Below are 22,827 nucleotides of genomic sequence, written 5' to 3'. Positions count from 1 at the left end.
GAATCATGGATCAGGCCGCTATCGACCGCCTTGCCGCGCAGCCCGTTCCGAAAGGGCGCCTGCTGATCGGCGGCGCATGGGTCGAGGGGCAGGGCGGCGAAACCCCGGTGATCTCGCCCATCGACGGCCGCATCCTGACCACGCTTGCCAATGCCAGCCCCGAGGATGTGGCCCGCGCCACCGCCGACGCCCGGGCAGCCTTCGAGGCCGGGCGCTGGTCGCGCGCCGCCCCGGCTGCCCGCAAGGCGGTGTTGCACCGGCTGGCCGACCTGATCGAACGGCACGCCCTGGAACTGGCGGTGCTCGGCGTGCGCGACAACGGCACGGAAATCTTCATGGCGCTGAAGGCCGAACCGGGCAGCGCCGCGGGCACCTTCCGCTATTACGCCGAGGCGATCGACAAGGTTTACGGCGAAATCGCCCCCACCGCGCCCAATGTGCTGGGGCTTGTCCACCGCGAGGCCGTGGGCGTGGTCGGCGCCATCGTGCCCTGGAACTTCCCCCTGATGATCGGCGCGTGGAAAATCGCGCCGGCGCTGGCGGCGGGCAATTCGGTGGTGCTGAAACCGGCGGAAACCGCCTCGCTCACCCTGTTGCGGCTGGCGGAACTTGCGATCGAGGCGGGCGTGCCGCCCGGCGTGTTCAACGTGGTCACCGGCCCCGGGCGGGTGACGGGCGAGGCGCTGGCCCTGTCGCCCGATGTGGATGTGCTGGTCTTTACCGGCTCGGGCGCCACCGGGCGGCGACTGCTGGAATACTCGGCCCGCTCCAACCTGAAACGCTGCTACCTGGAACTGGGCGGCAAGTCGCCCAACATCGTCTTTGCCGACGCCCCCGACCTTGCCGCTGCCGCGAAAGCCGCCGCCACCGCGATCTTCCGCAATGCCGGGCAGGTCTGCGTGGCCGGGTCGCGCCTGCTGGTCGAACGCAGCGTCCACGACGCCTTTGTCGCGGCCCTTTGCGCGGCAACGGCGACCATGCGCCCCGGCAACCCGTTGCACCTGTCCACGCAGATCGGCGCCGTCAATTCCGAAACCCAGCTGGCGGGCAACCTGCGCTTTGTCGCCGATGCGCAGGCCGAAGGCGGGCAAGTGGTGCTGGGCGGCACCCGCGCGCTGGCGGAAACCGGCGGTTTCTACATGGACCCGACCATCGTCGCCGGCGTCGCCCCCGGCCACCGCCTGTTCCGCGAGGAGGTGTTCGGCCCCGTGCTGGCCGTAACCCCCTTCGACACCGAGGACGAGGCGATCCGCCTGGCCAATGCCACCGACTACGGCCTTGCCGCCGGCGTCTGGACCGCCAGCCTGGCGCGCGCCCACCGCATGATCCGCGCCTTGCGCGCCGGGGTGGTGCACGTCAACACCTATGGCGGCACCGATGTCACCGTGCCGCTGGGCGGTGTCAAGCAATCGGGCAACGGGCATGACAAGTCGTTGCACGCGCTGGAAAAATACACCGATCTGAAAACCGCCTGGATCCAGCTTTGATCCTTTCACCTTGAGACAAATATCCCGCGGGGGTCCGGGGGCGCGAAGCCCCCGGCGCCGGCCGCCAGAACCGGAGCCGAGGCATGGGCGACCGTATCCTGATCGTCGGAACCTACGACACCAAAGACGACGAACTCACCTATCTGGCGCAGGTGATCCGCGCGCAAGGCGGGCAGGCGCTGACGATGGATGTCAGCGTTCTGGGCGATCCGCAGGCCCCGACCGACTGGTCCAAGCACGATGTCGCCGCGGCCGGCGGTGGCAGCATTGCCGAGGCGATCGCCGCTGAAAGCGAAAACACCGCGATGCAGCTGATGGCGCGCGGTGCCGCTGCCTTGTGCGCCCGGTTGCACCGAGAAGGGCGTTTCGACGGCGTGATCGTGCTGGGCGGCAGCATGGGCACCGATCTGGCGCTGGACCTGTGCGCGGCCCTGCCGCTGGGTGTGCCGAAATACATCGTCTCGACCGTCAGCTTTTCGCCCATGATCCCGCCGGAACGGCTGGCGGCGGATGTGCAGATGATCCTGTGGGCTGGCGGGCTTTACGGGCTCAACTCCGTCTGCAAGGCGTCGCTCAGCCAGGCGGCGGGCGCGGTCCTGGGGGCCGCCCGGGCGGCGGAGCCGCCGCGCCGCGACCGGCCGCTGATCGGCATGACCAGCTTCGGCAAGACGGTCCTGCGCTATATGGTCCGCTTGAAACCGGCGCTCGAATCGCGCGGCTACGAGGTGGCGGTGTTCCACGCCACGGGCATGGGCGGGCGAGCGTTCGAATCGCTGGCCGATCAGGGCGCCTTTGCCGCGGTGATGGATTTCGCCCCGCAGGAGGTTTCCAACCATCTGTTCGGATCGGCCATTTCCGCCGGCCCCGACCGCATGACCGCGGCCGGGCGCCGCGGGATTCCGCAGATGGTGGCGCCGGGCTGCTATGACCTGCTGGATGTGGTGGGCTGGCACGAACCCCCGGCCGCCTTCCGGGGCCAGCCGAGCCACGCGCACAACCGGCTGATTTCCAGCTATCTGCTGGATGGGCCGCAGCGCCGGCAGGTGGCGCGTGCGATCTGCGACAAGCTGGCCTTGGCCGAGGCGCCGGTCACGCTGTTTCTGCCCGTGCAAGGCTGCAACGAATGGGACAGGCCGGGCGGCCCCTTGTCCGACCCCGCCGCGCTGGCCGAGTTCTGCGAGGAGCTCCGGCTGCGCTGCCCGGCCAATGTCCGGCTGGTCGAGCTCGATGCCCATATCAACGACGACGCCTTTGCCGATGCGGTGCTGGCGGCCTTCGATGCCTGGGTGGCAGGTGGCATCGTGCCGCCCGGCCGGGCCTAGGCCGAGCCGAAGGCCGCGTCGAACCCGGCCACCAGCACCGAGGCATCCGACCCCGCGATCCCCAGCGCGATGCGCCCGGCAAAGGGCGCCAGCCCCTCGCGCGACATGGCAAAGATGCCGGCGGGGCAGCCTGCGCCCGCGCAGGCGGCAAGAATGCGGTCCACCGCCTGCGCCACGCTTTCGGGGCGCGCTGCCGCCGCCAGCCCCACGCCCAGGTCGCCCGGCCCGACGAACACGAGGTCCACCCCCGGCACGGCGGCGATTTCGGCTGCGGCCTCCAGCCCGGCGACGGTTTCCACCTGCACGGCGACCACGGTTTCGGCGCGCGCACGGTCCAGATAGCGCGGAATGTCGCGGCCATAGCCGGCGGCCCGCCCCGGCCCTGCGCCGCGCGAGCCTTCGGGCGGGTAGCGGGCGGCATCGACCGCCGCCAGCGCCTCGGCGGCAGAGTTCACCCGCGGCACCAGCACGCCGGCGGCACCCCAATCCAGCGCCTGCGCAATGGCCACAGGATCGTTCCCCGGCACGCGGACCAGGGCCGCGACCCGATGCACCGCAGCCGCCCGCACCATGCCTTCGCCGGTCGAAGGGTCGATCGGCCCGTGTTCCATGTCGATGCAGACGAAATCGGGGAACGAGCCGCAGGCGATTTCCACCACCATCGGCGAAGGCACTGCAAGAAACGGCCCGCGCAGCACCGGGGCCTCGCCGCGGTGGGCGGCGCGAATGCGCTGGCGCAGCGGTGTCATGCAAAGACCTTTCCGGGGTTCAGGATGCCGCGCGGGTCCAGCGCGGCCTTGATCGTGCGCATCGTGGCCAGCTCCGCCGCCGAGCGGCTGTGACCCATCACATCGCGCTTGAGTGTGCCGATCCCGTGTTCGGCCGATACGGTGCCGCCCAGATCGCGGGTCAGGTCGTAGACCAGGGTTTTGATTTCCTTCGTCGGCTGCGCGGCGCCGCAGGAGGGGACGTTGACCACGAGGTGCAGGTTGCTGTCGCCCATGTGGCCGTAGCTGAGCGTCTGGGCATCGGGCCAGCGCGCCTTGATGCGCGATTCCAGCGCGGCCACGGCAGCGATCATGCGGTCCAGCGGGATGCCGATGTCGAAAGGCGTGATCGGGCCCAGGATGCGCGGGTATTGCGAAACCGACTCGCGCACCGCCCAGAGCGCGCGTTCCTCGCGCAGGTTGGCGGCGATCACGGCATCCTCGACCACGCCGGCCTCCATCGCCTCGGCCAGCAGCGATTCCAGCCGGTCGCGGGTGGCGGGGTCGAACCCGCCGGCCTCGACGATGACATAGACGCCGTGCCGCCCGGTCAGCGGGTGCGCCGCACCCGACCCGGCCTGCATGACGTCGTAGAAGCTGGGCCACATCACCTCGAACGAGGTCAGCATCGGGCCAAGCGCGGCGCGCGCCCGTGCCAGCAGCGCCAGCATCGCCGCACTGTCGGGCAGGCCGGCAAAGGCCGTGGCACTGTGCGTGGGGCGCGGGTGCAGGCGGAACACCGCCTCGGTCACCACGCCCAGCGTGCCTTCGGCGCCGATGAACAGTTGCTTGAGGTCGAGCCCCACGTTGTTCTTCAGCAGCCGGTTCATCGCCGGCAACACGGTGCCGTCGGCCAGCACGGCCGTCAGGCCCAGGACGTGATCCCGGGTCATGCCATAGCGCAGCACCTGGTTGCCGCCCGCATTGGTGGAGATGATGCCGCCCAGCGTGCAAGACCCGCGGCCGCCCAGATCCACCGCCAGCAGCATGCCGGCATCGGCCGCTGCCGCCTGCGCGGTTTGCAGGATGCAGCCGGCCTCGGCGGTCAGGGTGGCCTGGGTCGGGTCCACCGACAGCACGCGGTTCATCCGTTCCAGCGACAGGGCCACACCGCCCGCCAGCGGATGCGCCCCGCCGCACAGCCCCGAAAGCCCCCCTTGCGTCACCACCGGGGTGCCGAGCGCGTTGCAGAGGCGCAGCACGGCGGCGACCTGATCGGTGTTGCGCGGGCGGATCAGCGCCAGCGGCAGCACCGGCGGCAGGCCGGACCAGTCCTTGCGGTTGCGGTCGGGGATGTCGTCCCCTGCGGTCACGATATCGGGGCCCAGTTCGGCCAGCAGGCGTTCGACGATCATGCCCGCAACCCCGCCTTGCGCAGCAAGGGCAACACGCCGTCGCAGAAGAATGGCAGTTCGTTGACGAAGTTGACGAAGCTGACCGTGGTGCCGGCAAAGCCCGCGCGCGACATTTCGACCATCTGTTCGGCAATGTCGTCCGGCGTGCCGATCAGCGGATAGGTTCCGGCGCCGCCGGCAAACCACTTGCGCCGCAGGCGATAGGTTTCCGCGTCGTGGTTCGAGGCATTGGCGGCCTGCGTGCCCATCATGTAGTCCAGCGCGGCGTTGTCGGCCATCGTGACGGCGTAGTGTTCGTAATAGTCCTCGGCCTCGGCGCGGCTGGGGCGGCAGACGACGTGGGTGGTGGTATAGACCCCGACCTTGCGCCCGGTCTGTTCCGACCGGCGGGCCACATCCTCGATGGTGTCGCGGCCGGCCTCGATGCTCTTGAAGGTGGTGAACAGGAAATCGGCGTGCTGCGCGGCAAAGGCCCGGCCGGGGGGCGAGAAGGCCGCGTTCAGCACCGGCGGGCGCACCCCGCGCAAGGGCTTGGGCGCGGTGGCGGCCTTGCGCAGCTTGTAGAAGCGGCCGTCGTAATCGAACGGCGCGGCTTCGCTGTAGAGCCGGCCGATGATCTCGATCCACTCGCCGGCCTGGTCATAAGGGGCATCCACCCGCTCCAGCCCGAACATGCCGAATTCGTCGGGGTTCCAGCCGGCCACGATGTTCAGCCCGGCCCGCCCGTTCGAAGCGTGGTCGACGGTCGCCCAGGCCTTGGCGGCAAAAACCGGGTGGACCATCGGCACATGCACGGTGGAAAACAGCCCGATGCGTTCGGTGACCCCGGCCAGGGCGGCGGCAAAGGTGAAGGTTTCGAACGAATGCTGGCGGGCGTTGGTTTCGCCCTCGAAGCCCTTCCAGCGGGCGATGGGCAGAAAGAAGTCGATGCCGGCCCGGTCGGCGATCTGCGCCGCCTGCACGATCTGCGGCCAGGCGGCCGTCCAGCGTTCGGGCACCTTGGTCACGGTCAGGCCGCCGTCGGCATTGGTCGAAAACACGCCCAGCTTGAAAAGGTTGGGCCCGTGCATGGGGTGGGGGGTCATGGGGTTTCCTTCGGGTCGGGGCGCGCGTTTTCGGGGGTGCTGACCGCGGTTTCGAACCAGGCCAGCGCGGAATCGATGAAATCCTGCATCACGCGGCGGGCGCCGGCGGCATCGCGGGTGGCAAAGCATTCCACCAGCGCGACGACGCCGGCCGTGGCAACCGCCGGCGCATCGGGCAGGCGCAGGGTCGCGCGGCGCACGACGATGACCTGATCGTCGAATTGCCGCAGCACCTGCTGCATGCGCTGGTTGGGAATGCGCGACAGCCACAGCGCGCGGAACGCGATGTTGGCGGCGGTGGCCTCGTCGGGGGTGGTGGCGGCCACCATGCGGTCGCGCGCGGCAAGGTAGGCGGGCATGTCGGCATCGGGCCGGTTGGCGGCGATGTCGGCCACGGCCTGAGGTTCCAGCAGGCGGCGGATCTGAAAGATTTCGTGGATGTCGCGCAAGGTCAGCTGCGGCACGAAGAACCCGGCATCGCGCTGATCGACCAGGCCCAGTTGCGCCAGGCGGAACAGCGCCTCGCGCACCGGGGTGCGCGAGACTGCAAGACGGCGTGCCAGATCCTCCTCCACCAGCCGGGCGCCCGGCGCGAACACCGGCTCGGCCAGCATGGCGCGCAAGGCGTTGGTCACTTGAACCGCCAGAGGCGGCGCGCGCCGCACGGCAAAGGCATCGTCGGTCATGGGCGCACCCGGTCGGTCCACATCGGATAGTGGAAATTCCCACCACGGAACGGCGGAAAGGTGTGAAAGTCGGCCCGCAATTCGTGCCGCACAGGCGATTGCAGCGCGGCGGTCAGCGCCTCGGGGCTGTCGAACAGCACGCGGTTGCGCTGCAGGTTCTGCGCCTTGGCCATCGGCAGGTGGCTGACCCACTCGACAGGGGTGAGGATCTCGATCCCGCGGATGCCGGGGAGGCGCTGGAACAGCGGGGGGTGCCCGGTCATGTAATGGTCGTGCCAGGCGTTCGGATCCTCGGCCGGGCCGGGGTAATGCACGACATAGGAACAGGGCAGCGCCCCCGGCGCGGCGTGCAGCACGGGGTCGGGCACCGCCCAGGTGCGCCGCCAGAAGGCCTGGGCATTCGCCCCCACGCCGACCAGCGAAGGCAGCAACCCCGGCAGGCCCTGCAAGACGCCATCGCGGGCGCAGGCGGCCTCCAGCGCCTCCAGCCGGGCAAAGTGCAGCTGCAGGCCAAGCGGCGGCGGCGCGCCGTCGTCGACATGGCTGTCGCGCGCGGCGGCGGGGGTGAAGATCAGCGCATCTTCCAGCGCCGGAACCCGGGCCAGAAGCCCCCGCAGCGCGGCAAGCTCGGCCGCCGGCACCGCCACCGGCGCGTTGTCGTGGAACAGGACCAGCGCAAAGGACATCGGCGGCTACCTCGCAATCATGCCGGGCAGCCACAGCGCCAGCGGCGGAAAGGCGACGATGGTGCCGATCAGGACCAGCGTCAGGCCGACATAGGGCGCAGCCGACACCGCCATGGTGCGCAGCGTGGTGCCCTTGGGCGCCGACCCCAGCGCCACATACAGCAGCATCCCGAAGGGCGGGGTCGTGAAGCCGATTTCATAGGCCAGCAGCAGGATCAGCCCGAACCACACCGGATCGAACCCGAACGACTTGGCGATCGGCATGAACAGCGGAATGGTGATGAGCATCATCGACACCTGGTCCATGAACATGCCCAGCACCAGCACCACCACGATCATCGTCGCCAGGATGCCGTAAGGCCCGATGTCGAAGCTGGTGATCGCCGTGATGAACCCGCTGGATGCCCCGGAGAACGCAAAGATCTGGCTGAAGGTGGTGGAGGCGGTGATGATGAGAAAGGTCATCCCGGTGACCTTCATCGCATCGTCCAGCGCCTGCCAGATCACCGCCCAGCGGAACTTGCGATAAACCAGCAGCAGGGCGATCACGCCCATGCAGCCAAGGCCCGCGCTTTCGGTCGGCGTGGCGATCCCCAGGATGATCGTGCCCACCACGCAGAAGATCAGGAACCCCATCGGCAGGATGTTCGACGCCACCGCGCTGAACTTGGCCCAACCGCTTGCCGTGGGGACGGGATATTGCGGGGCGGCATCCGGGTCGATCGCGGTCTGAACCCAGATCAGCAGGGCGAACATCGACACCAGCACCAGGCCGGGAATGAATCCGGCAATCAAGAGCGCGCCGACGTCGATCTGCGCCAGCGACCCCAGCAGCACCCCCAGCGTCGACGGCGGGATGATGACCGCCAGCGACCCGGCCCCCAGGATCGGCCCGAAGGCCATGTGCGGCTTGTAGTTGCGCTTGAGCATTTCGGGCGCCATCATCGAGCCCATCATGCCGGCGTTGGCCAGGCTCGAACCCGACAGCGCCGCGAACACGGCGCCCGACCCCAGCGTCACATAGGACAGCCGCCCGCGCAGGTTGCCGATGGCCAGGTCGAGCGCGTGGATCACCCGGTCGCCCAGCCCCGAACGGAAGAACAGGCTGCCCATCACCAGGAACATCGGCAAGGGCGCCAGCGCATAGGTGGTGATCGCCTCGGAAAAGTTCGCCACCATCTGCGTCACGCCGCGGTCGAACCGGCCCGGCCCGAAGACCAGCAACATGCCCATGATGTTGGTGGCAAAGAACGCAAAGGCCACCGGCAGCCCCAACCCCATCAGCACCAGGATCGAGGAAATCAGCGCCGCAAAGGCATAAAGCCAGTCCATCGGTCAGTGCCCCCCGACTTCCAGCAGGTCGCGGTCGTAGAAATCGTCGTATCCCAGCGCATAGCGCAGCCATTCCAGCGCCGACAGGCCAAAGGCCAGCACCATCGGCGCAAAGACCACCCATTTCGGGATGTCGAAGGTGCGCATCTCGTAGGTGCCCCGCTCGATCGCCAGCAACATCGAGTTCAGCGCGACCCAGCCGATGTAAAGGCACAGCACCATGCAGGCGACGTAAACCACCCGCGACAGCACCTGCTTGGCCTGGCGCGGCAAGGCGATGCGCAGGAATTCCACGAACACGTGCCCCTTCTTTCGCACCAGCCACGGCATCGACAGGAAGGTGATGTAAAGCAGGAAGAATTCCGAGGTGTTCACCGCCCAGGCCAGGGGGCGCAGCCCGGAATTGCGCACGGCGACATCGGCCACCACCAGCAGCACCAGCGCACCGATCAACAGGCGCGCGGCGATGGCCAACAGCCAGCAGAGCCGACCCGACAGGTCGAACAGGGTTTTCATCGGCAGGGTTCCGGTCAGGGGCCCGATGGCCGGCGCAAGGCGCCGGGTGCGGGCGGGCAGAGAGGTCGGGCCGGGGGCGCGCCCCGGTCCGGTCAGGTTACTGGAACAGCTCTTTCAGCTTGGCGATGTGGGTCGGGTCGCGCGATTCCATCCGCTGCCACGAGGCTTCGGCCGCCATCGCCAGGAACTTTTCCTTGCCGGCGCCGGTCATGCTGACCACCTTCTGCCCCTTGTCGACCATCTCCTGCGCCAGTTTGGCGGCCAGGGCGGCGGTTTCGTCATAGGACTTCTGTTCGAACTCGGCCGCGGTTTCGCCGACGATCTTCTTGGCCTCGGGCGACAGGGCCTCCCACGAATCCTTGTTCATCGAGATCAGCACGTCCATGCGGAAGTAGCTGGGATCGACGCGGTATTTCGTGAACTTGTCCCAGCCGAACGAGGCATAGCCCAGCACCGGATAGGCGTTGGCGTTGATGACGCCGCGTTCCAGCGAGGTATAGACCTCGGGCGCGGGCTGGATGATCATCGTCGCACCCAGGTTGTCGAACAGCTGCTTGTAAAGCGGCGACGCGCGGATGGTGATGGTGGAAAAGTCCAGCATCCCGTCGGCGGTCAGCTTGGGCTCGTTCACCGTCCAGATGTGGAACCCGGCCGAGGCGTTCATGTGCGCCAGCAGCTTGGCGTTGCCTTTCTGCTGGTAGATGCTGTCGATCAGATCCCAGGCGCCGTTCTTGCGGGCCTCGGCCGGCGGCAGGCTGGAGGCCGAAAGCACCTCGCCTTCGGGCACCAGTTCCAGATACAGGCCCGCGGGCGTGTGGATCATGTCGATCAGCCCGTTCTGCTGCGCGGTGCCCAGCTGCGGGTTGGGGATGACTTCGGGCCCGCCCTTGACGTCGATGCGCACCACGCCCTTGCCGCGTTCGTTCACGGCCGCGACAAAGCGCAGGAATTCCTGGGTGAAGTCGCTGGGCCCGGGGGCGAAGTGCACAGCGTTGATGACGTCTTCTGCGGTGGCGGCAGTGCCGAACACCGACAGCATGGCGGCGAAGGCCACCGATTTCAGCTTGTTCATGGAGTGCTCCGTGTTGGTGGTGGTGTCCCGCGGGGGCGGGCAGGGCCGGTCAGTGCTTGGCTGCCAGTTCTTTGTATTCTGTATACGGTATTTTCCCCTCCCTAGCAATGTTTCATGTTCGAAGGATTGCACGCAGCGCCTGTTTTTCGGCGCGCAGGTCATGGGCGCGCGGGTCGGCCATCGGGTTTTCGGCCAAGTCGCCCAGATCGGCCTTGCGCAGCTTCTGGGTCGAGGTGACGGGCAGCGCATCGCGGAACACCACGAAACCCGGCACCTTGAAATAGGCCAGCCGTTCGGCGGCGTGGCCCAGCAGCGCCCGCGCCAGCGCCGGTTCGTCGGCGCCGGGGCGCGGCACGATGACGGCCAGAACCTCCTCGCCGCGCAGGGGGTCGTCGGTGGCCACGACAGCGGCTTGTGCCACCTGGGGATGCGCGTTCAGCACGCCTTCGACCTCCAGCGCGGCGATGTTTTCGCCGGAACGGCGGATCACGTTCTTTTTCCGGTCCATGAAGTGCAGCGAACCGTCCGGGCCCTGCACCATGATGTCGCCGGTGTGCAGCCAGCCGCCCGCGGTGACGGCGGCGGTGGCCGCCGGGTCGTTGAGGTAGCCGGAAAACAGCCCGCGCATCGGGTCGGGGCCGGCGGCGCGCACCCACAGTTCTCCGGGCTGGCCTTGGGCAACCTCGGCCCCGGCATCGTCCACCAGCCGGACCTCCATCGCCGGGCCGGGGCGCGTGGGGCGGCCGAGGCAGCGGGTGCCGACGTGGCGCGGTTCCTGCACCGCGCTCAGCAGGCAGGCGCCCCCGGTTTCGGTCATCGCCCAGCCTTCCAGCAGCGGCACGCCGAAGCGGCATTCGAAGGCGGCGTGATGGTCGGGGTGCACCCCGCCGCCCAGCCCGAAGCGCAAGCCGTGGTCGCGGTCTTGCGGGGTTTCGGGAATGGCCAGCAGGATTGCCGGCATCACACCCAGATAATGGAAACAGGTGGCCTGCGTTTCGCGCGCCATGTCCCACCAGCTGCGCGGGTGGAACCGATCGACGATCACCTGCGCGCCGCCCGTGGCCAGCATCCCCATGAAGCTGTTGCCCATCGCGTTGACGTGAAAGGCGGGCAGCGGGGTCAGCAACCGTTCCTGCCCTTGCCGCAAGGTCACCGGCGCGGGCTGCGCGGCATACCAGGCGCCCCAGCCCATGAAATAGCGGTCCGACAGCATGCATCCCTTGGGTCGCCCGGTGGTGCCCGAGGTATAGATCAGCGCGCATTCCCCATCGCCCGGCGCAGGGCCGGGGCCGGGGGCGGTCGGTGCCGGCGGCGGTGCATCGCCATCGGCCATCGCCGCCACGCCATGCCCTTGCACCTGCGCCAGCCGGTGCGGCAGCGCCACGGCCAGCACGGCGCCGGAGTGGGTCAGCAGGTAATGCAGCTCGTCCGCCGTCGCGTCAGGGTTCATCGGCACGACCGAGACGCCCAGGCCGTTCAGCGCCAGCCAGTGCAGGAAATGCACCGGCCGGTTTTCCAGCAGCAGCGCGACGCGGTGCCCCGGGCCATAGCCAGCGGCGGCATAGGCCGCGCGCAAGGCCAGCACCTGCGCCTGCGTTTCGGCATAGGTCCATTCCGTGCGGCCTGCGCCCCACAGGTCGGCCACCACCTGCGGCAGGATGAACAATGGCCGGTCGCCTTGCGCTGCTGCCACCGCCGCCAGTTGCGCCGAAGGGCTGGCTGCCAGCGTCATGCCCCCCGCCCCCGTGCCACCAGCGCGCGGAAATCGTCGATGGCGACTTGCGGCGCGCGGGCGCAATAGGCGCCGCCGGCCGGTTCAAGCCCGTTCAGCCGGAACAGACGCACCTGCATTTCCGCCTGCATCAGCGCGACGGCGGCGCAGTTGACCACCGGCGCATGGCCCACCTTCAGCCCGTGTTCGCCGGCGATCAGCAGCCCCGGCAACACGCCTGCCGGCACGATCACATCGGCGCCGCCGGCGACCATCGGTTCGGCCACCGTGCGGAACGCCGCGATCATCCGGTCCTTGGCCGCGGTGTCGCCTGCAAAGGCTGCCGAGAAATCCGACGGGTTCGCGTTCAGCCCCGCCACATGGGAAATCCGCCCGCCAAGGCCGTAAAGATCGCCCTGTTCCAGATGCCAGTCGCGGTAGATGTCGTCGAGCGAGACAAGCCCGATCCGCCGCCCCATCTGGGCTGCCAGATGCAAGGTCGCCTCGCCCGTGCCGACCACGGGGATGGGCAGGGCCGATTTCAGCTCCATCAACCCCGGTTCCTGGAAATGACCGACGACAAAGGCATCATAGCCCTGGGCCGCGGCCTCCAGCCCGTTGTCCACGGTCAGGACGGCGCAGCGAAACTCCGACAGGCGGGAAAAGCCGCGGTCGGGGGGCGTCAGGCCGTGCACATGCACCGTGGTGCCGGGGCTGGCGATGCCGTTCAGGTAGTCCGACAGCCGCGCCATGTAGGCCGCGCTGGCCGATGCGTCGATGAAGCTTTGCCACCAGATCTTCATGGGGTGTCCTTTCCGGGGATCAGCGCCAGCACGCGCAAGGGGCTGCCCGAGCCTTCGTGCACTTTCAGCGGCGCCGCGATCAGCACCGCGCCGGTGGGGGGCAAAAGGTGCAGGTTGGTCAGGCATTGCAGGCCATAGCGGCCTGCGCCGTGCAGGTAATGGTGCGCAGGGTAGGGGGGCGTGAAATCGCCCCCCTGCCCGGCATCGGTGCCGATGGTTTCGGTTCCGAACCCCAGGATTCCGCGGTCCTGCACCAGCCAGCGCATCGCCTCGGCATCAGGCCCCGGGGTATGGGCGCCATCGCTGCGCAGGTTGGCATAGGCCGCGCCGCTGCGCCGCGACCAGTCGGTGCGCATCAGCACCCAGGCGCCGGACGGGATGCGGCCATGCGCGGCCTCCCACGCCTCCAGCGCGGGGCGGGTCAGCAGGTGGTCGTCATCGGCGGCGGCCTCGGCCGAACAGTCGATGACCACGGCCGGCGCGATCATGTGTTCGGGCGGCAGCGTATCCACCGTGCCCTGCGGCCGGTCGCGCCCGGTGAACCAGTGCGCGGGGGCATCGAAATGCGTGCCGGTATGTTCGCCGAAGCTGAGGTTGTTCCAGTACCACGCGGGGCCTGCGGCATCGTAGCGGCTGAGCCGTTCGATCCGCACGGGGGCGGATTGGGCGAACTCGGGCGGCAGGACGATGGTCGGGAAATCCTCGGTCAGGGTCTGGGTCAGATCCACGACCTGCACCCGCCCCGAAGTCAGCGCCGATGTGAAGGCCGAAAGGATCATCACAACCTCCCCTGGGCAAGCTCGCGTTCCACCCCCTTGGGGTTTTCGCGCAGGCGGTCCATCAGGTCGCGGGCCAGATCGCCGATGACGGCTTCCTCTTGCCCGCGCAGCAGGGCCGCGACGATGCCATCGGCCAGCGCCTTGCCGGTGACTTTCGGCTGGGCAAAGCCCTGGAACCACGCATCATCGGTCGGCCCGGCAAAGGCGGTCAGCAACCGCACGCCCCCTTGCGCCAGATCGGCGCGCAAGGCACGGGAAAAGGCCAGCGCGGCGGCATGGGCGGCGGCATAGCCGGCCAGGCCGGGCGGGTGGGCATGGGCAAAGACCGACAGGAGGTTGACCCAAGCCACCGCGCCCCGGTCGCCATCGGCTCCGCGCGCCGCAAGGGCGGGGCCAAAGGCGCGCGCCAGCCGCATCAGGCCGAAGGCCACCGTTTCCATCGCGGCCTTGGCCTCGGCCGTGGCGGCTGGGGCCATCAGGCCGCCGGGGCGGGGCAGATCGGCGGTGTTGATGAGGATTTCGACCTTGCCGCCGATCTGGGCCGCGAGGTCATGGACCGAACGGTCCGATGTCACGTCCAGCGCCACCATCTGCACGCCCGGCATTGCCTCCGGCGCCGCGCGGACGGTCAGCGGTTTCCACGGGTCGGGGACGCCCATGTAAACCCCCGCCGCCCCGGCGCTCAGCAGCGCCTGCGCCAGCGGCAGGGCCGCGATGTGGCGGGCGTCGGTGATCAGCACGCGGCGGTCCCGCGGGTCGGCGACCATTTCCTGCCATTGCGGATCGGATGCCATATCCTCGCCCTCCCTGGCCGCGTGCAGCACGGCGTTGCCGGCCCGGTCCAGCAGAAGCGACAGGCGCAGCGTGTCGCCCATGCTTGCCCCGGGCGACAGATGCACCAGTGCCTGCGGCCCGCAGTCCATCTGCACCAGCCCCACGCGCCAGGGCGCGCGTTCGCGGAAATAGCTGTCGGCGGGCACCTCTGCCGTGGTGGCCGACAACAGGCGCGCGCCCTGCGGGGCGGGCACAAGGGCAATGTCGCCCAGACAGGCCGGGCACAGCTCTGGCATCGGCCAGGCGAACCGCCCGCAGGCGGTGCAGCAGGGCAGGGCAAAGTGCCCTTCGGCCGCAGCCGCCGTCAGCAGATGCGCGGCGCGGCTGCGGGCGCCCGGCGGCAGGGCCGGGCGGCGGGTGCGGTGCAGGGGGTTCTTCCTGGCCCTCATCCTGCCCCCTCCAGCACCACCGCGCCCGAGCCCAGGCCGCGGTCGAAGTTGATCATCCCGAAGCCCGACACCAGCGCCCGCCGCGCGCCTGCAACCTGCCGGTCGCCTGCCGTGCCCAGAAGCTGCCGGATCGATTCCACCAGCCCCAGATGTCCGCCTGCGCAGCCCGCCTGCCCGACCGAAAGCTGCCCGCCGCTGGTGTTGTGCGGCAGGTCGCCGATCACGGTGAAGTCATGCGCTTTCAGGAAATCCGGCAGCTCCTGCGGCGCGCAGAACCCGAGGTCGGCGAATTGCATCGCGCTGATGACGGGGTAATCGTCATAGGTCTGCACCAGGTCCATATCCTCCGGCGCGCAGCCCGCCATCGCCCAGAGTGTGCCGATATCGCGCTGCCAGCCGCCGCGCCGCATCACCGGATCAGCGGGAAAGCCGTTGTGCCGCTCGATCGCGGCCGCCAGCCGGACAAAGGGCAGGCCCTGCGCGCGCGCCGTTTCCTCGCGCAGCACCAGAAACGCCTCGGCCCCGGCGCAGGGCATCACGCAGTCGAACAGGTGGATGGGCGGCGCGATGGGCCGCGCGGCAAGGTAATCGTCCAGGCTCAGCGGCTTTTTCATCAGCGCGTGCGGCGTGCGCAGGGCGTTCGCCCGCTGCGCCACTGCCAGCCGCCCGATATCCGCCCGTGTCAGCCCGGTTTCGGCCATGTAGGCCGCAGCGATCAGCGCAAAGCTGACGTTCGGCCCGCCTGCGCCATAGGGGTAAACCCCGTCTTGCGAAAAGCGCGAGAAGTTTTCCAGCGACTGGCGGAAGGATTGCGGCGCATTGGTGTCGGCGGCGATCATCGCCACCACATCGGCATCGCCCGCCTGCACCGCCCGCGCGGCCCGGCGCAAGGCCGCCACCCCGGCCACCCCGCCCAGGGGCAGGAAATCCAGAAACCGGGGCGACAGGCCGAAATGCTGCGTCAACCCGATGGCGCTGTCGGGGGCGAGGCTGAAGCTTGCCACCGAAAGCCCGTCGAAATCGGTATGCGCCAGGCCCGAGGCCGCAGCCAGCCCGGCCAGCGCCTTGCCCACCCACCATTGCGCCGGCTTCGTGGAAAAGCGGGCGTAGGGCACCGTCACCGGCGCCGCCAGAACCACCCCGTCATACCCGCGCGGGGTGGGCATGGGTCACACCACCGTCAGCGTCACGGCGACATTGCCGCGGGTGGCGTGCGAATAGGGGCAGCGTTCGTGCGCGCCTGCCACGATCTCTTGCGCAAGCGCGGGGTCGATGCCGGGCAAGGAAACCGAAAGCTCCACCGCCAGGGCATAACCCACGGCCACCGGCCCGATGCCCACGGTGGCGGTCACCGCCGTATCCTCGGGCAAGGCGATCTTGCGTTGCCGGCCCACCAGCTTGACCGCGCCCAGGAAACAGGCGGCATAGCCGGCGGCGAACAGCTGTTCGGGGTTGGTGCCATCGCCCCCCGGCCCGCCCAGGCCCTTGGGCACCGTCAGCGTCAGCGACAGGCTGCCGTCGGGTGCGCTTGCCCGCCCGTCGCGCCCGCCGTGCGCGGTCATCGTCGCCTGATACAGGATCTTTTCCGGCACCATCTCAGCCATGACGCAGTTTCCTTTTCAATTTGCGCAGGTCCAGCGCTGCGCCGTTTGCCACCGCGGCTTCGGCCCGGGCACGGATTTCGCCGCGTTGCAGCTTGTTGGTGGAACTGACCGGCAAGGCACCCGTGAACACCAGCCAGCCGGGCAGCTTGTGATAGCTCAGCCGCTCGCCCACCCGGGCCAGCAGGGTTTCGGCATCGGGCGCATCGCCTGCCGGCACGACAAAGGCAAACACCTCCTCGTCGCGCACCGGGTCGGACACCGGGGTCACCGCCACGGCCTGCACGGCCGGGTCGGCGGCCAGTGCCGCCTCGACCTCCAGCGCCGAGATGTTTTCGCCCGACCGGCGCACGATGCTTTTCTTGCGATCGACGAAATAGAACCGGCCCGCCTCGTCCACCGACATGATGTCGCCGGTGTGGAACCAGCCGCCTTCCCAGGCGGCCTCGGTCGCGGCCGGGTCGCCCAGATAGCCCGAAAAGAACCCCCGCCGCGGGTCGGGGCCGCGGGTGCGGCACCACAGCTCGCCCGGTTGGCCAGGCGGCACGTCCTGGCCTGCGTCATCGACGATGCGCCATTCCATGTCGCCGCGGGCGACCCCGATGCAGCGGCGGCCGGGGTCATAGGCGACGCCCGCCGTATCGGTAATGGCGCCGGCGCCGGTTTCGGTCATGGCCCAGCCTTCGACGATGGGCAGGTTGAAGCGGGATTCGAAGGCAACCCGGTGCTGCGCATCCACCCCGGGGCCAAAGGTGAACCGCGCGCGGTGGCGGCGGTCGTCGGGGCCGGGGGGGCGTTGCAGCAGGATGGCCGGAATCACCCCCAGCGAATGCACGATGGTGGCGCCGCTGTCGGCAATGGTCGCCCACCAGCGGTCGGGGTGGAAGCGGTCCAGCGGCACGATGGTGCCGCCGATGGTCAACATGCCCACCACGGTGCACCCCAGCGCGTTCATGTGAAAGAACGGCAGCGGCGTAAGCGATACCTCTTGCCCCGGGGTCATGGCGGCGATGCCGGGCATGGTGGTGTACCAGCGCGCCACGTTCAGGAAGTAGTGGTTCGACAGGATGCAGGCCTTGGGCTTGCCCGTGCTGCCGGATGTGAACAGCAAGGCCGCTTCGTCGTCCGGGTGTCCGCCTTCGGCGCTGCGCCGGACCGGCGCGGCAGGGATCGGCGCATCCGGGGCGGCCACCGGCACGCCATCCGGCACGCCTGCCGCCAGCAGCGTTTCGAAGCCCGGAGCGGCGATCACGCATTCGGCCTGGCTGACGGTCATCTGGTGGCGCAGCTCGTCGGGGCGCGTGTCGCCGTTGATCGGCACGGCGGAGGCGCCGATGGCATTGAGCGCCATCCAGTGCAGGATAAACTCCGGCCGGTTGCCCATCAGCAACGCCACCCGAGACCCGCGGCCATAGCCGGCGGCAATGTAGGCGTCGCGCAGGCGGTGGGTTTCGGCCAGCGCGTCGCCGTAGCTGATGCAGTAGCCATGGGGCGCCCAGGGCAGCCTGGCCGAGGCCGGCGCCAGAATGCAGGGGTGGCCCGGCGCCTTTTCCGCGCCGGTGGCGAGTGCCTGATACGGTGTCGCAACCTCGGCCATCGGTCCCCCCGACTGTGTTCCCCAGGGTCAGGCTACGCCGCCATCTTCGGTCTTTCCAATTCAAAGAGTTTGCGCGACCGATAACGATTTGCTATCGAACGGCATGGATCTGAGACAGATTCACTATTTTGTTGCCATCGCGGAGGCCGAGCATTTCGGCCGCGCGGCGCAGCGTCTGCACATCGCGCAACCGGCCCTCAGCCGGCAGGTCAAGCTGCTGGAAGCGGAGCTGGGCGTCGATCTGTTCGAACGCCTGCCGCGGGGTGTGCGCCTGACCGAGGCGGGCCGGGTGTTCCTGGCCGAATGCAAGGGGCTGCAAGGCCATCTGGCGCGGGCGATTGCCGCCACCCGGGCCGCCGCGGCCGGCCAGCAAGGCGCCTTGCGGCTGGGGTTCATCGAGGCGGTGGCGTGGCAGGGGTTGGTGCCCGACGCGATCCGCGCGTTTCGCGCAGCCTTTCCGCAGGTGGACCTGACGCTTGCGGCCATGCCCACCGGCGAACAGCTGGCCGCGCTGCGGCAAGGCCAGCTCGATGCCGCGCTGATCTACAACCCGCTGCCGGCCGACGATCTGACGGCCACCCCCCTTGTGCGGCACAAGGCGGTGTTGGCGGTGCCGGCGGAATGGCCGCATCAGCGCGTGACGCTGGCCGACCTTGCCGCGATGCCGCTGGTCGGGTTTCAGCGCCGCGCCAGCCCGCGGTTTTTCGACGATCTGCACGCGCGGTTCCGCGCCGCCGGCTTTACGCCGCGCTATGTGGCCGAACTGATGGCCGAAACCGAAATCCTGGCGCTTGTCAGCGCGGGGGTCGGGGCGGCGGTGGCCAATTCCTGCCAGATGTGGCGGCCGCCGCATGGCGTGCGGTTCGTGGATGTCGAGGGGCTGAACGTGTCGCTTGGTCTGGCGCTGATGCACCGGGCCGATGATGCCGCGCCGGTGCTGGAACGGTTCAAGGGCATCCTTGCCGGGCTTGCGCAACAATTTCAGGCTTGAAGGATCGTGCAACCCCGCTCAGTCTGCCGCGAAAGGAGATCGCCATGACCCGGACCGCGCAGGCTGCAACCTACGACCGCCACGGCGGCCCCGAGGTGATATCGGTGGGGCCTCGGCCCATGCCCCAACCCGGCCCCGGGCAGGTTCTGGTGCGCCTGCACGCGGCCGGCGTGGCGCCGCTGGACTGGAAGTTGCGGGCCGGCCTGCTGGCGGCGCATTTCAGCCTGACCTTTCCCAAGACTCCGGGCCGCGATGGTGCCGGCGTTGTCGAGGCCTGCGGCGACGGCGTTTCGGGGTTTGCCCCCGGTGACCGGGTGGCGGTGATGGCCCCGCCGGCCGGGCAGGCCGGCACCTATGCCAGCCACATCGCGGCCGATGCCCGTCTGTGCCTGCCCTTGCCGGATGCGGTCCGCTTCGACGAAGCGGCGGCGCTGATCAATTCCGGGCTTTCGGCCTGGATCGCGGTGATGCGCACCGCGCAGGTGCAGCCCGGCCAGCGGGTTCTGGTGCAATCGGGCGCCGGGGCGGTGGGCGGGCTGATGGTGCAGCTTTGCGCGCATCTGGGCGCCGAGGTGACGGCGACCTGTCGGGCGGAAAACATGGATTATGTCCGATCGCTGGGGGCGCATCGCGCCATCGCATATGACCGGCCCTGGCCGGCCGACGTTCCGCCGCAGGACGTGGTGTTCGACCTGATGGGCGGGGCGGTGCACGATGCCTGCTATCCGCTGCTGCGCAAGGGCGGGCATCTGGTCTGGCTGACCGCGGCGCCGATCACGGATCGCGGCGCCGAACATGGCGTTCGGGTCACCCGGGCGATGATCGCCGACGATCCGCAAGCGGTGGCCGAGGTTCTGGGCCTGGCAGCGCGCGGCATCCTGCGCCCCCAGATCGCCGGTGCGCTGCCGCTGGATCAGGCCGCCGAGGCGCAGCGCCGCCTGGCGGCAGGCGAGGTTACGCGGGGGCGGTTGATCCTGCGGCCCTGACGCGCCGGCGCGGGGTCGGGGCCGGTTCGGGCAGGCGCGCCTTCAGCACGGTTTCGGTGCGCCGGTAATGCGTTTCCAGCGCCGCAAGCGCCCCCGAAGTATCGCGCGCCAGGGCAGCCTGCGCGATGGCGCGATGTTCGGCCGCCAGGTCCCGGCTGCCTTCGCGGGCCTCGACCGTCAGGGCGTGATAACGGTAGCGTTCGGATTCGGAATAGAGCCGCTCGAACAGGTCCATCAGCCGCGGCGACCCGCAGCCGGCCACCAGCGCGCGGTGAAAGGCGTGGTGCAGGCGTTCCAGCGCATCGGCCTCGGTCCCGGCGGCCTCCAGCAGCGCGGCCAGCGTATCGCGCACGCCGGCGGCCCAGTCGGGCCTGCCCGCCGCGATCGACCGGCGCAGCGCCTCGGATTCGATCAGGATGCGGGTGTCGGTGGTATCGGTCACGTCCGCGGCCGAAACGGGGGCCACGATGAAGCCGCGCAGGGGCAGCGCGACAACCAGCCCTTCGGAGTGCAGCCGGTTCAGCGCCTCGCGCACCGGCGACATGCCCATGCCGTAACGGTCGCACAGCAGGGACATCCGCAAGGGCATGCCCGGTGCCAGCGCACCCGAGACGATGTCGCGGCGCAAGGCGGCATGGGCGGTTTCGGCAAGGGTCATGGCGGCTCCGGTTTCTGTGCCTTGCACAGTGCCCTTGCGAGGGCCCGCGGCGCAAGAGGATCAGCCGAGGTCCGGGAAACGCGCCGCCACCTTGGCCCGCAACCCCAGATCGGCCTCGCGCAGCAGGCCTTGGGCTGCAAGGTCGCGCAGCAGGTCGGGCCGCGCGGTCTGGATCGCGGTGTAGAAGGCATCGACCTGGTCGGGCGTCGCCCCCAGCAGCCAGCGCTGCATGTCGGGCCGATACTGATAGGCGCCGCGTTCCAGGCGATAGGCCAGCCGGCCCTTCCACGACAGCGGATCCTGCGCGTGGAAATGCAGCAAGGCCAGATCGGGGTGGAACCGCCCGCCGAACACCGGCTCGCCCCGGATGCGCGCCCCGTGGATGCGGCCGACCATGTCCTTGACGCCGGTGCGGAAAAAGCATTTGCCCACCGTGTGCGACAGCATCCCCCGGTCCAGCAGCGGGCCGAAACGGCCGTAAAGCCGGCTGGCCAGATGTGCGGATTCGTCGGGCAGCTGGCGGCGAAAGGCGCGGGCGGTGAAGATGTCGTCGGGCAAGGCAGGGTCGTGCAGCGCCTCCCACGGTTCGACGCGCAGGATCAGGCGGTCTGCGGGCAGGTCGGCCAGCGCCTCGGCCACCGGCACGGCGGCCAGCAGGAATTCGTCGACGTCGAAATGCCCGATCCAGTCCAGCCGTGCCTTGCGCAGGATGCGGGTGACGTTCTTGATCTGGCGTTCCTGATGGGTATCGGGCCGCTTGCCGCAAAGCTCCTGCCAGTAGGCGGCATCGCAGCGGGTCACGGTGATGCCGTCCCGCCCGGCAAGAAGGTCGGCGGCCGGGTCGTCGGGGTTGTCGAAATGGAGCCAGATGCGATGCGCGCCAAGGTCAAGGTAGTGGGCGGCAAAGGCGGCCACCTGGGCCGGGCTGGCCTGCACCGTGGTGGCCACGCCCCAACGCGGTGCCCGCGCCATCACAGCCGCCCCAGCAGCGCCGCCGTGGGCCAGGCATCTGCGGGCAGGCCAAGGCGGGCCTGTTCCTTTTGCACGGCAACCCGCGTCAGCGCGCCCAGGATGCCATCCACCTTGCCCACGTCATGCCCCCGCGCCCTGAGTTTGGCTTGCAAGGCCTTTATCTGCTCGGGGTCCAGCCCCGGTTCGGGGCGGCCGGGGTCGAACGGCGGCGCACCTTCGATCAGCGTGGCAAAATAGGCGGCGGTCGTGACGTAGACGAAGCTCTTGTTCCATTCGAACAGCACATGGAAATTCGGCCAGGCGATGAAGGCCGGCCCCTTGCGCCCTTGCGGCAACAGGATGGAACCCGGAAGATCCGCGAGCTGCCCGTTGCGCGCCCTGACCCCCAGTGCCGCCCACTCGGCGCCCGGCAGGGCCTTGTCCACCCCGGTCAGCGACCAGTCGAGCGTTTCAGGCAGCACCACCTCCTGCAACCAGGGCTGCCCCGCGCGCCACCCCAGATCGCGCAGCATCCGCGCGCCCGACAGGATGGCATCAGGGACCGAGGTTTTCAGCAGCACCTTGCCGTCGCCGTCGCCATCGACCCCGCGGGCTGCGATATCGGCCGGCAGCATTTGCACCATGCCGATTTCCCCCGCCCAGGCGCCGGTGGTGGTGGCGGGGTCGAATTCGCCCCGTTCCCACAGCGTCAGCGTGGCCAGCACCTGCGGGCGGAACAGGCCGGGGCGGCGGCAATCGTGCGCCAGCGTGAGCAGCGCGTTCAGCGTGTTGAAATTGCCCTGATACCCGCCGAAATCGGTTTCGAACCCCCAGAAAGCCAGCAGAACCCCGCGCGAGACGCCGTATTCCGCCTCGGCCCGGTCGAACAGCGCCTTGTGCGCGCGGCTCTTGGCGGCGGCCGTCTCGCGGCGGTTCTTGCTGATGAGGCTGCCTGCGAATTCGGTGAAGGTCTTGCGGAACACGCCTTGGGCCCGGTCTGCCGCCAGCACCTTGGGGTCGATGGTGGCGGTGCGAAAGAACCGGGCCACCTGGTCCGGCGCGTGACCCTGCGCCACGGCCTCGGCCCTGATCCCGTCCAGCCAGGCGGGAAAGGGGCCACCGCAGGGCACATCGGCCAGGGCAGGCGCGGCAAGGCAAAGGGCCACAGGCAAGGCAAGGCGCATCTGACTACTCCTGAACTTCGGCCAGCTTAACGGCC

Annotated in this window: 22 protein-coding genes; 4 read left to right on the top strand and 18 right to left on the bottom strand. The window is 69.4% G+C overall.

Annotated elements, in window-relative coordinates; translation table 11 throughout:
- Positions 1 to 5: 5 nt before the first annotated feature.
- The gene (locus tag ACK4S2_RS00345) at positions 6 to 1,487 is read left to right on the top strand and encodes an aldehyde dehydrogenase (protein ID WP_409619132.1); all 1,482 of its coding nucleotides are present in this window, start codon (positions 6 to 8) and stop codon (positions 1,485 to 1,487) included.
- 83 nt (positions 1,488 to 1,570) lie between these two features.
- Positions 1,571 to 2,809 (top strand): Tm-1-like ATP-binding domain-containing protein, encoded by a 1,239-nt coding sequence (locus tag ACK4S2_RS00340; RefSeq protein WP_409619129.1) that lies wholly within the window; start codon positions 1,571 to 1,573, stop codon positions 2,807 to 2,809.
- Here the strand turns inward: ACK4S2_RS00340 and ACK4S2_RS00335 are convergent.
- The 15 genes from ACK4S2_RS00335 to ACK4S2_RS00265 all read right to left on the bottom strand — a co-directional run bounded on the left by ACK4S2_RS00335 (position 2,806) and on the right by ACK4S2_RS00265 (position 18,022).
- Positions 2,806 to 3,558, bottom strand: coding sequence for an HpcH/HpaI aldolase family protein (locus tag ACK4S2_RS00335; RefSeq protein ID WP_409619127.1), 753 nt, complete (start codon positions 3,556 to 3,558; stop codon positions 2,806 to 2,808). The genes ACK4S2_RS00340 and ACK4S2_RS00335 overlap by 4 nt on opposite strands.
- On the bottom strand, positions 3,555 to 4,931 hold the full coding sequence (locus ACK4S2_RS00330) for an FAD-binding oxidoreductase (RefSeq protein ID WP_409619125.1): 1,377 nt from the start codon (positions 4,929 to 4,931) through the stop codon (positions 3,555 to 3,557). Before ACK4S2_RS00330 ends, ACK4S2_RS00335 begins: the two co-directional genes overlap by 4 nt.
- Positions 4,928 to 6,016, bottom strand: coding sequence for an LLM class flavin-dependent oxidoreductase (locus ACK4S2_RS00325; protein WP_409619122.1), 1,089 nt, complete (start codon positions 6,014 to 6,016; stop codon positions 4,928 to 4,930). The genes ACK4S2_RS00330 and ACK4S2_RS00325 overlap by 4 nt, the downstream gene beginning before the upstream one ends.
- Positions 6,013 to 6,702: a GntR family transcriptional regulator gene (locus ACK4S2_RS00320; protein ID WP_409619119.1), complete on the bottom strand. Its 690-nt coding sequence runs from the start codon at positions 6,700 to 6,702 to the stop codon at positions 6,013 to 6,015. Before ACK4S2_RS00320 ends, ACK4S2_RS00325 begins: the two co-directional genes overlap by 4 nt.
- Positions 6,699 to 7,388, bottom strand: coding sequence for an EthD family reductase (locus tag ACK4S2_RS00315; RefSeq protein WP_409619116.1), 690 nt, complete (start codon positions 7,386 to 7,388; stop codon positions 6,699 to 6,701). The genes ACK4S2_RS00320 and ACK4S2_RS00315 overlap by 4 nt, the downstream gene beginning before the upstream one ends.
- Before the next feature lie 6 nt (positions 7,389 to 7,394).
- On the bottom strand, positions 7,395 to 8,720 hold the full coding sequence (locus ACK4S2_RS00310) for a TRAP transporter large permease subunit (protein ID WP_409619113.1): 1,326 nt from the start codon (positions 8,718 to 8,720) through the stop codon (positions 7,395 to 7,397).
- A gap of 3 nt (positions 8,721 to 8,723) precedes the next feature.
- Positions 8,724 to 9,236 (bottom strand): TRAP transporter small permease, encoded by a 513-nt coding sequence (locus ACK4S2_RS00305; RefSeq protein WP_409619110.1) that lies wholly within the window; start codon positions 9,234 to 9,236, stop codon positions 8,724 to 8,726.
- A 97-nt stretch (positions 9,237 to 9,333) separates the two neighbouring features.
- Positions 9,334 to 10,308, bottom strand: a complete 975-nt coding sequence (gene dctP / locus ACK4S2_RS00300) for a TRAP transporter substrate-binding protein DctP (protein WP_409619107.1) — start codon at positions 10,306 to 10,308, stop codon at positions 9,334 to 9,336.
- A gap of 112 nt (positions 10,309 to 10,420) precedes the next feature.
- A complete protein-coding gene (locus ACK4S2_RS00295; protein ID WP_409619105.1) occupies positions 10,421 to 12,040 on the bottom strand; it encodes an AMP-binding protein in 1,620 nt (539 codons plus the stop codon).
- Positions 12,037 to 12,822, bottom strand: coding sequence for an aspartate/glutamate racemase family protein (locus ACK4S2_RS00290; protein ID WP_409619102.1), 786 nt, complete (start codon positions 12,820 to 12,822; stop codon positions 12,037 to 12,039). The genes ACK4S2_RS00295 and ACK4S2_RS00290 overlap by 4 nt, the downstream gene beginning before the upstream one ends.
- A complete protein-coding gene (locus tag ACK4S2_RS00285; protein WP_409619100.1) occupies positions 12,819 to 13,601 on the bottom strand; it encodes a cyclase family protein in 783 nt (260 codons plus the stop codon). The genes ACK4S2_RS00290 and ACK4S2_RS00285 overlap by 4 nt, the downstream gene beginning before the upstream one ends.
- Entirely contained in the window at positions 13,601 to 14,824 is a 1,224-nt protein-coding gene (locus ACK4S2_RS00280; protein ID WP_409619097.1) for an SDR family NAD(P)-dependent oxidoreductase, read from the bottom strand. Before ACK4S2_RS00280 ends, ACK4S2_RS00285 begins: the two co-directional genes overlap by 1 nt.
- Complete coding sequence (locus ACK4S2_RS00275; RefSeq protein WP_409619094.1) at positions 14,821 to 15,990, bottom strand: thiolase family protein; 1,170 nt, start codon at positions 15,988 to 15,990, stop codon at positions 14,821 to 14,823. Before ACK4S2_RS00275 ends, ACK4S2_RS00280 begins: the two co-directional genes overlap by 4 nt.
- Positions 15,991 to 15,993: 3 nt before the next feature.
- Entirely contained in the window at positions 15,994 to 16,428 is a 435-nt protein-coding gene (locus tag ACK4S2_RS00270) for an organic hydroperoxide resistance protein (protein WP_409619092.1), read from the bottom strand.
- A complete protein-coding gene (locus ACK4S2_RS00265) occupies positions 16,421 to 18,022 on the bottom strand; it encodes an AMP-binding protein (RefSeq protein WP_409619089.1) in 1,602 nt (533 codons plus the stop codon). Before ACK4S2_RS00265 ends, ACK4S2_RS00270 begins: the two co-directional genes overlap by 8 nt.
- A gap of 103 nt (positions 18,023 to 18,125) precedes the next feature.
- Here ACK4S2_RS00265 and ACK4S2_RS00260 point away from each other — a divergent pair, with 103 nt between their 5' ends.
- Together ACK4S2_RS00260 and ACK4S2_RS00255 are read left to right on the top strand one after the other, a co-directional pair.
- Positions 18,126 to 19,013 carry a LysR family transcriptional regulator gene (locus ACK4S2_RS00260; RefSeq protein ID WP_409619086.1) on the top strand — a complete coding sequence of 296 codons (888 nt, stop codon included), beginning with the start codon at positions 18,126 to 18,128 and terminating at the stop codon, positions 19,011 to 19,013.
- Between the two features lie 44 nt (positions 19,014 to 19,057).
- The gene (locus ACK4S2_RS00255; protein WP_409619083.1) at positions 19,058 to 19,999 is read left to right on the top strand and encodes an NADP-dependent oxidoreductase; all 942 of its coding nucleotides are present in this window, start codon (positions 19,058 to 19,060) and stop codon (positions 19,997 to 19,999) included.
- On the opposite strand, the gene ACK4S2_RS00250 is transcribed toward ACK4S2_RS00255, so the two are convergent.
- From ACK4S2_RS00250 to ACK4S2_RS00240, 3 genes are read right to left on the bottom strand one after another with little or no spacing between them, the layout of a single operon-like run.
- Positions 19,968 to 20,657, bottom strand: coding sequence for a GntR family transcriptional regulator (locus tag ACK4S2_RS00250; RefSeq protein WP_409619080.1), 690 nt, complete (start codon positions 20,655 to 20,657; stop codon positions 19,968 to 19,970). The two genes, ACK4S2_RS00255 and ACK4S2_RS00250, sit on opposite strands and share 32 nt — an antisense overlap.
- A gap of 60 nt (positions 20,658 to 20,717) precedes the next feature.
- Positions 20,718 to 21,629: a glycosyltransferase family 2 protein gene (locus ACK4S2_RS00245; protein WP_409619077.1), complete on the bottom strand. Its 912-nt coding sequence runs from the start codon at positions 21,627 to 21,629 to the stop codon at positions 20,718 to 20,720.
- The gene (locus ACK4S2_RS00240) at positions 21,629 to 22,792 is read right to left on the bottom strand and encodes a lytic murein transglycosylase (protein ID WP_409619076.1); all 1,164 of its coding nucleotides are present in this window, start codon (positions 22,790 to 22,792) and stop codon (positions 21,629 to 21,631) included. The genes ACK4S2_RS00245 and ACK4S2_RS00240 overlap by 1 nt, the downstream gene beginning before the upstream one ends.
- Positions 22,793 to 22,827: the final 35 nt, after the last annotated feature.

Source organism: Gemmobacter sp. (assembly GCF_046292685.1).
GTDB lineage: Bacteria > Pseudomonadota > Alphaproteobacteria > Rhodobacterales > Rhodobacteraceae > Wagnerdoeblera.
This window is presented reverse-complemented; position numbering and strand designations above follow the sequence as displayed.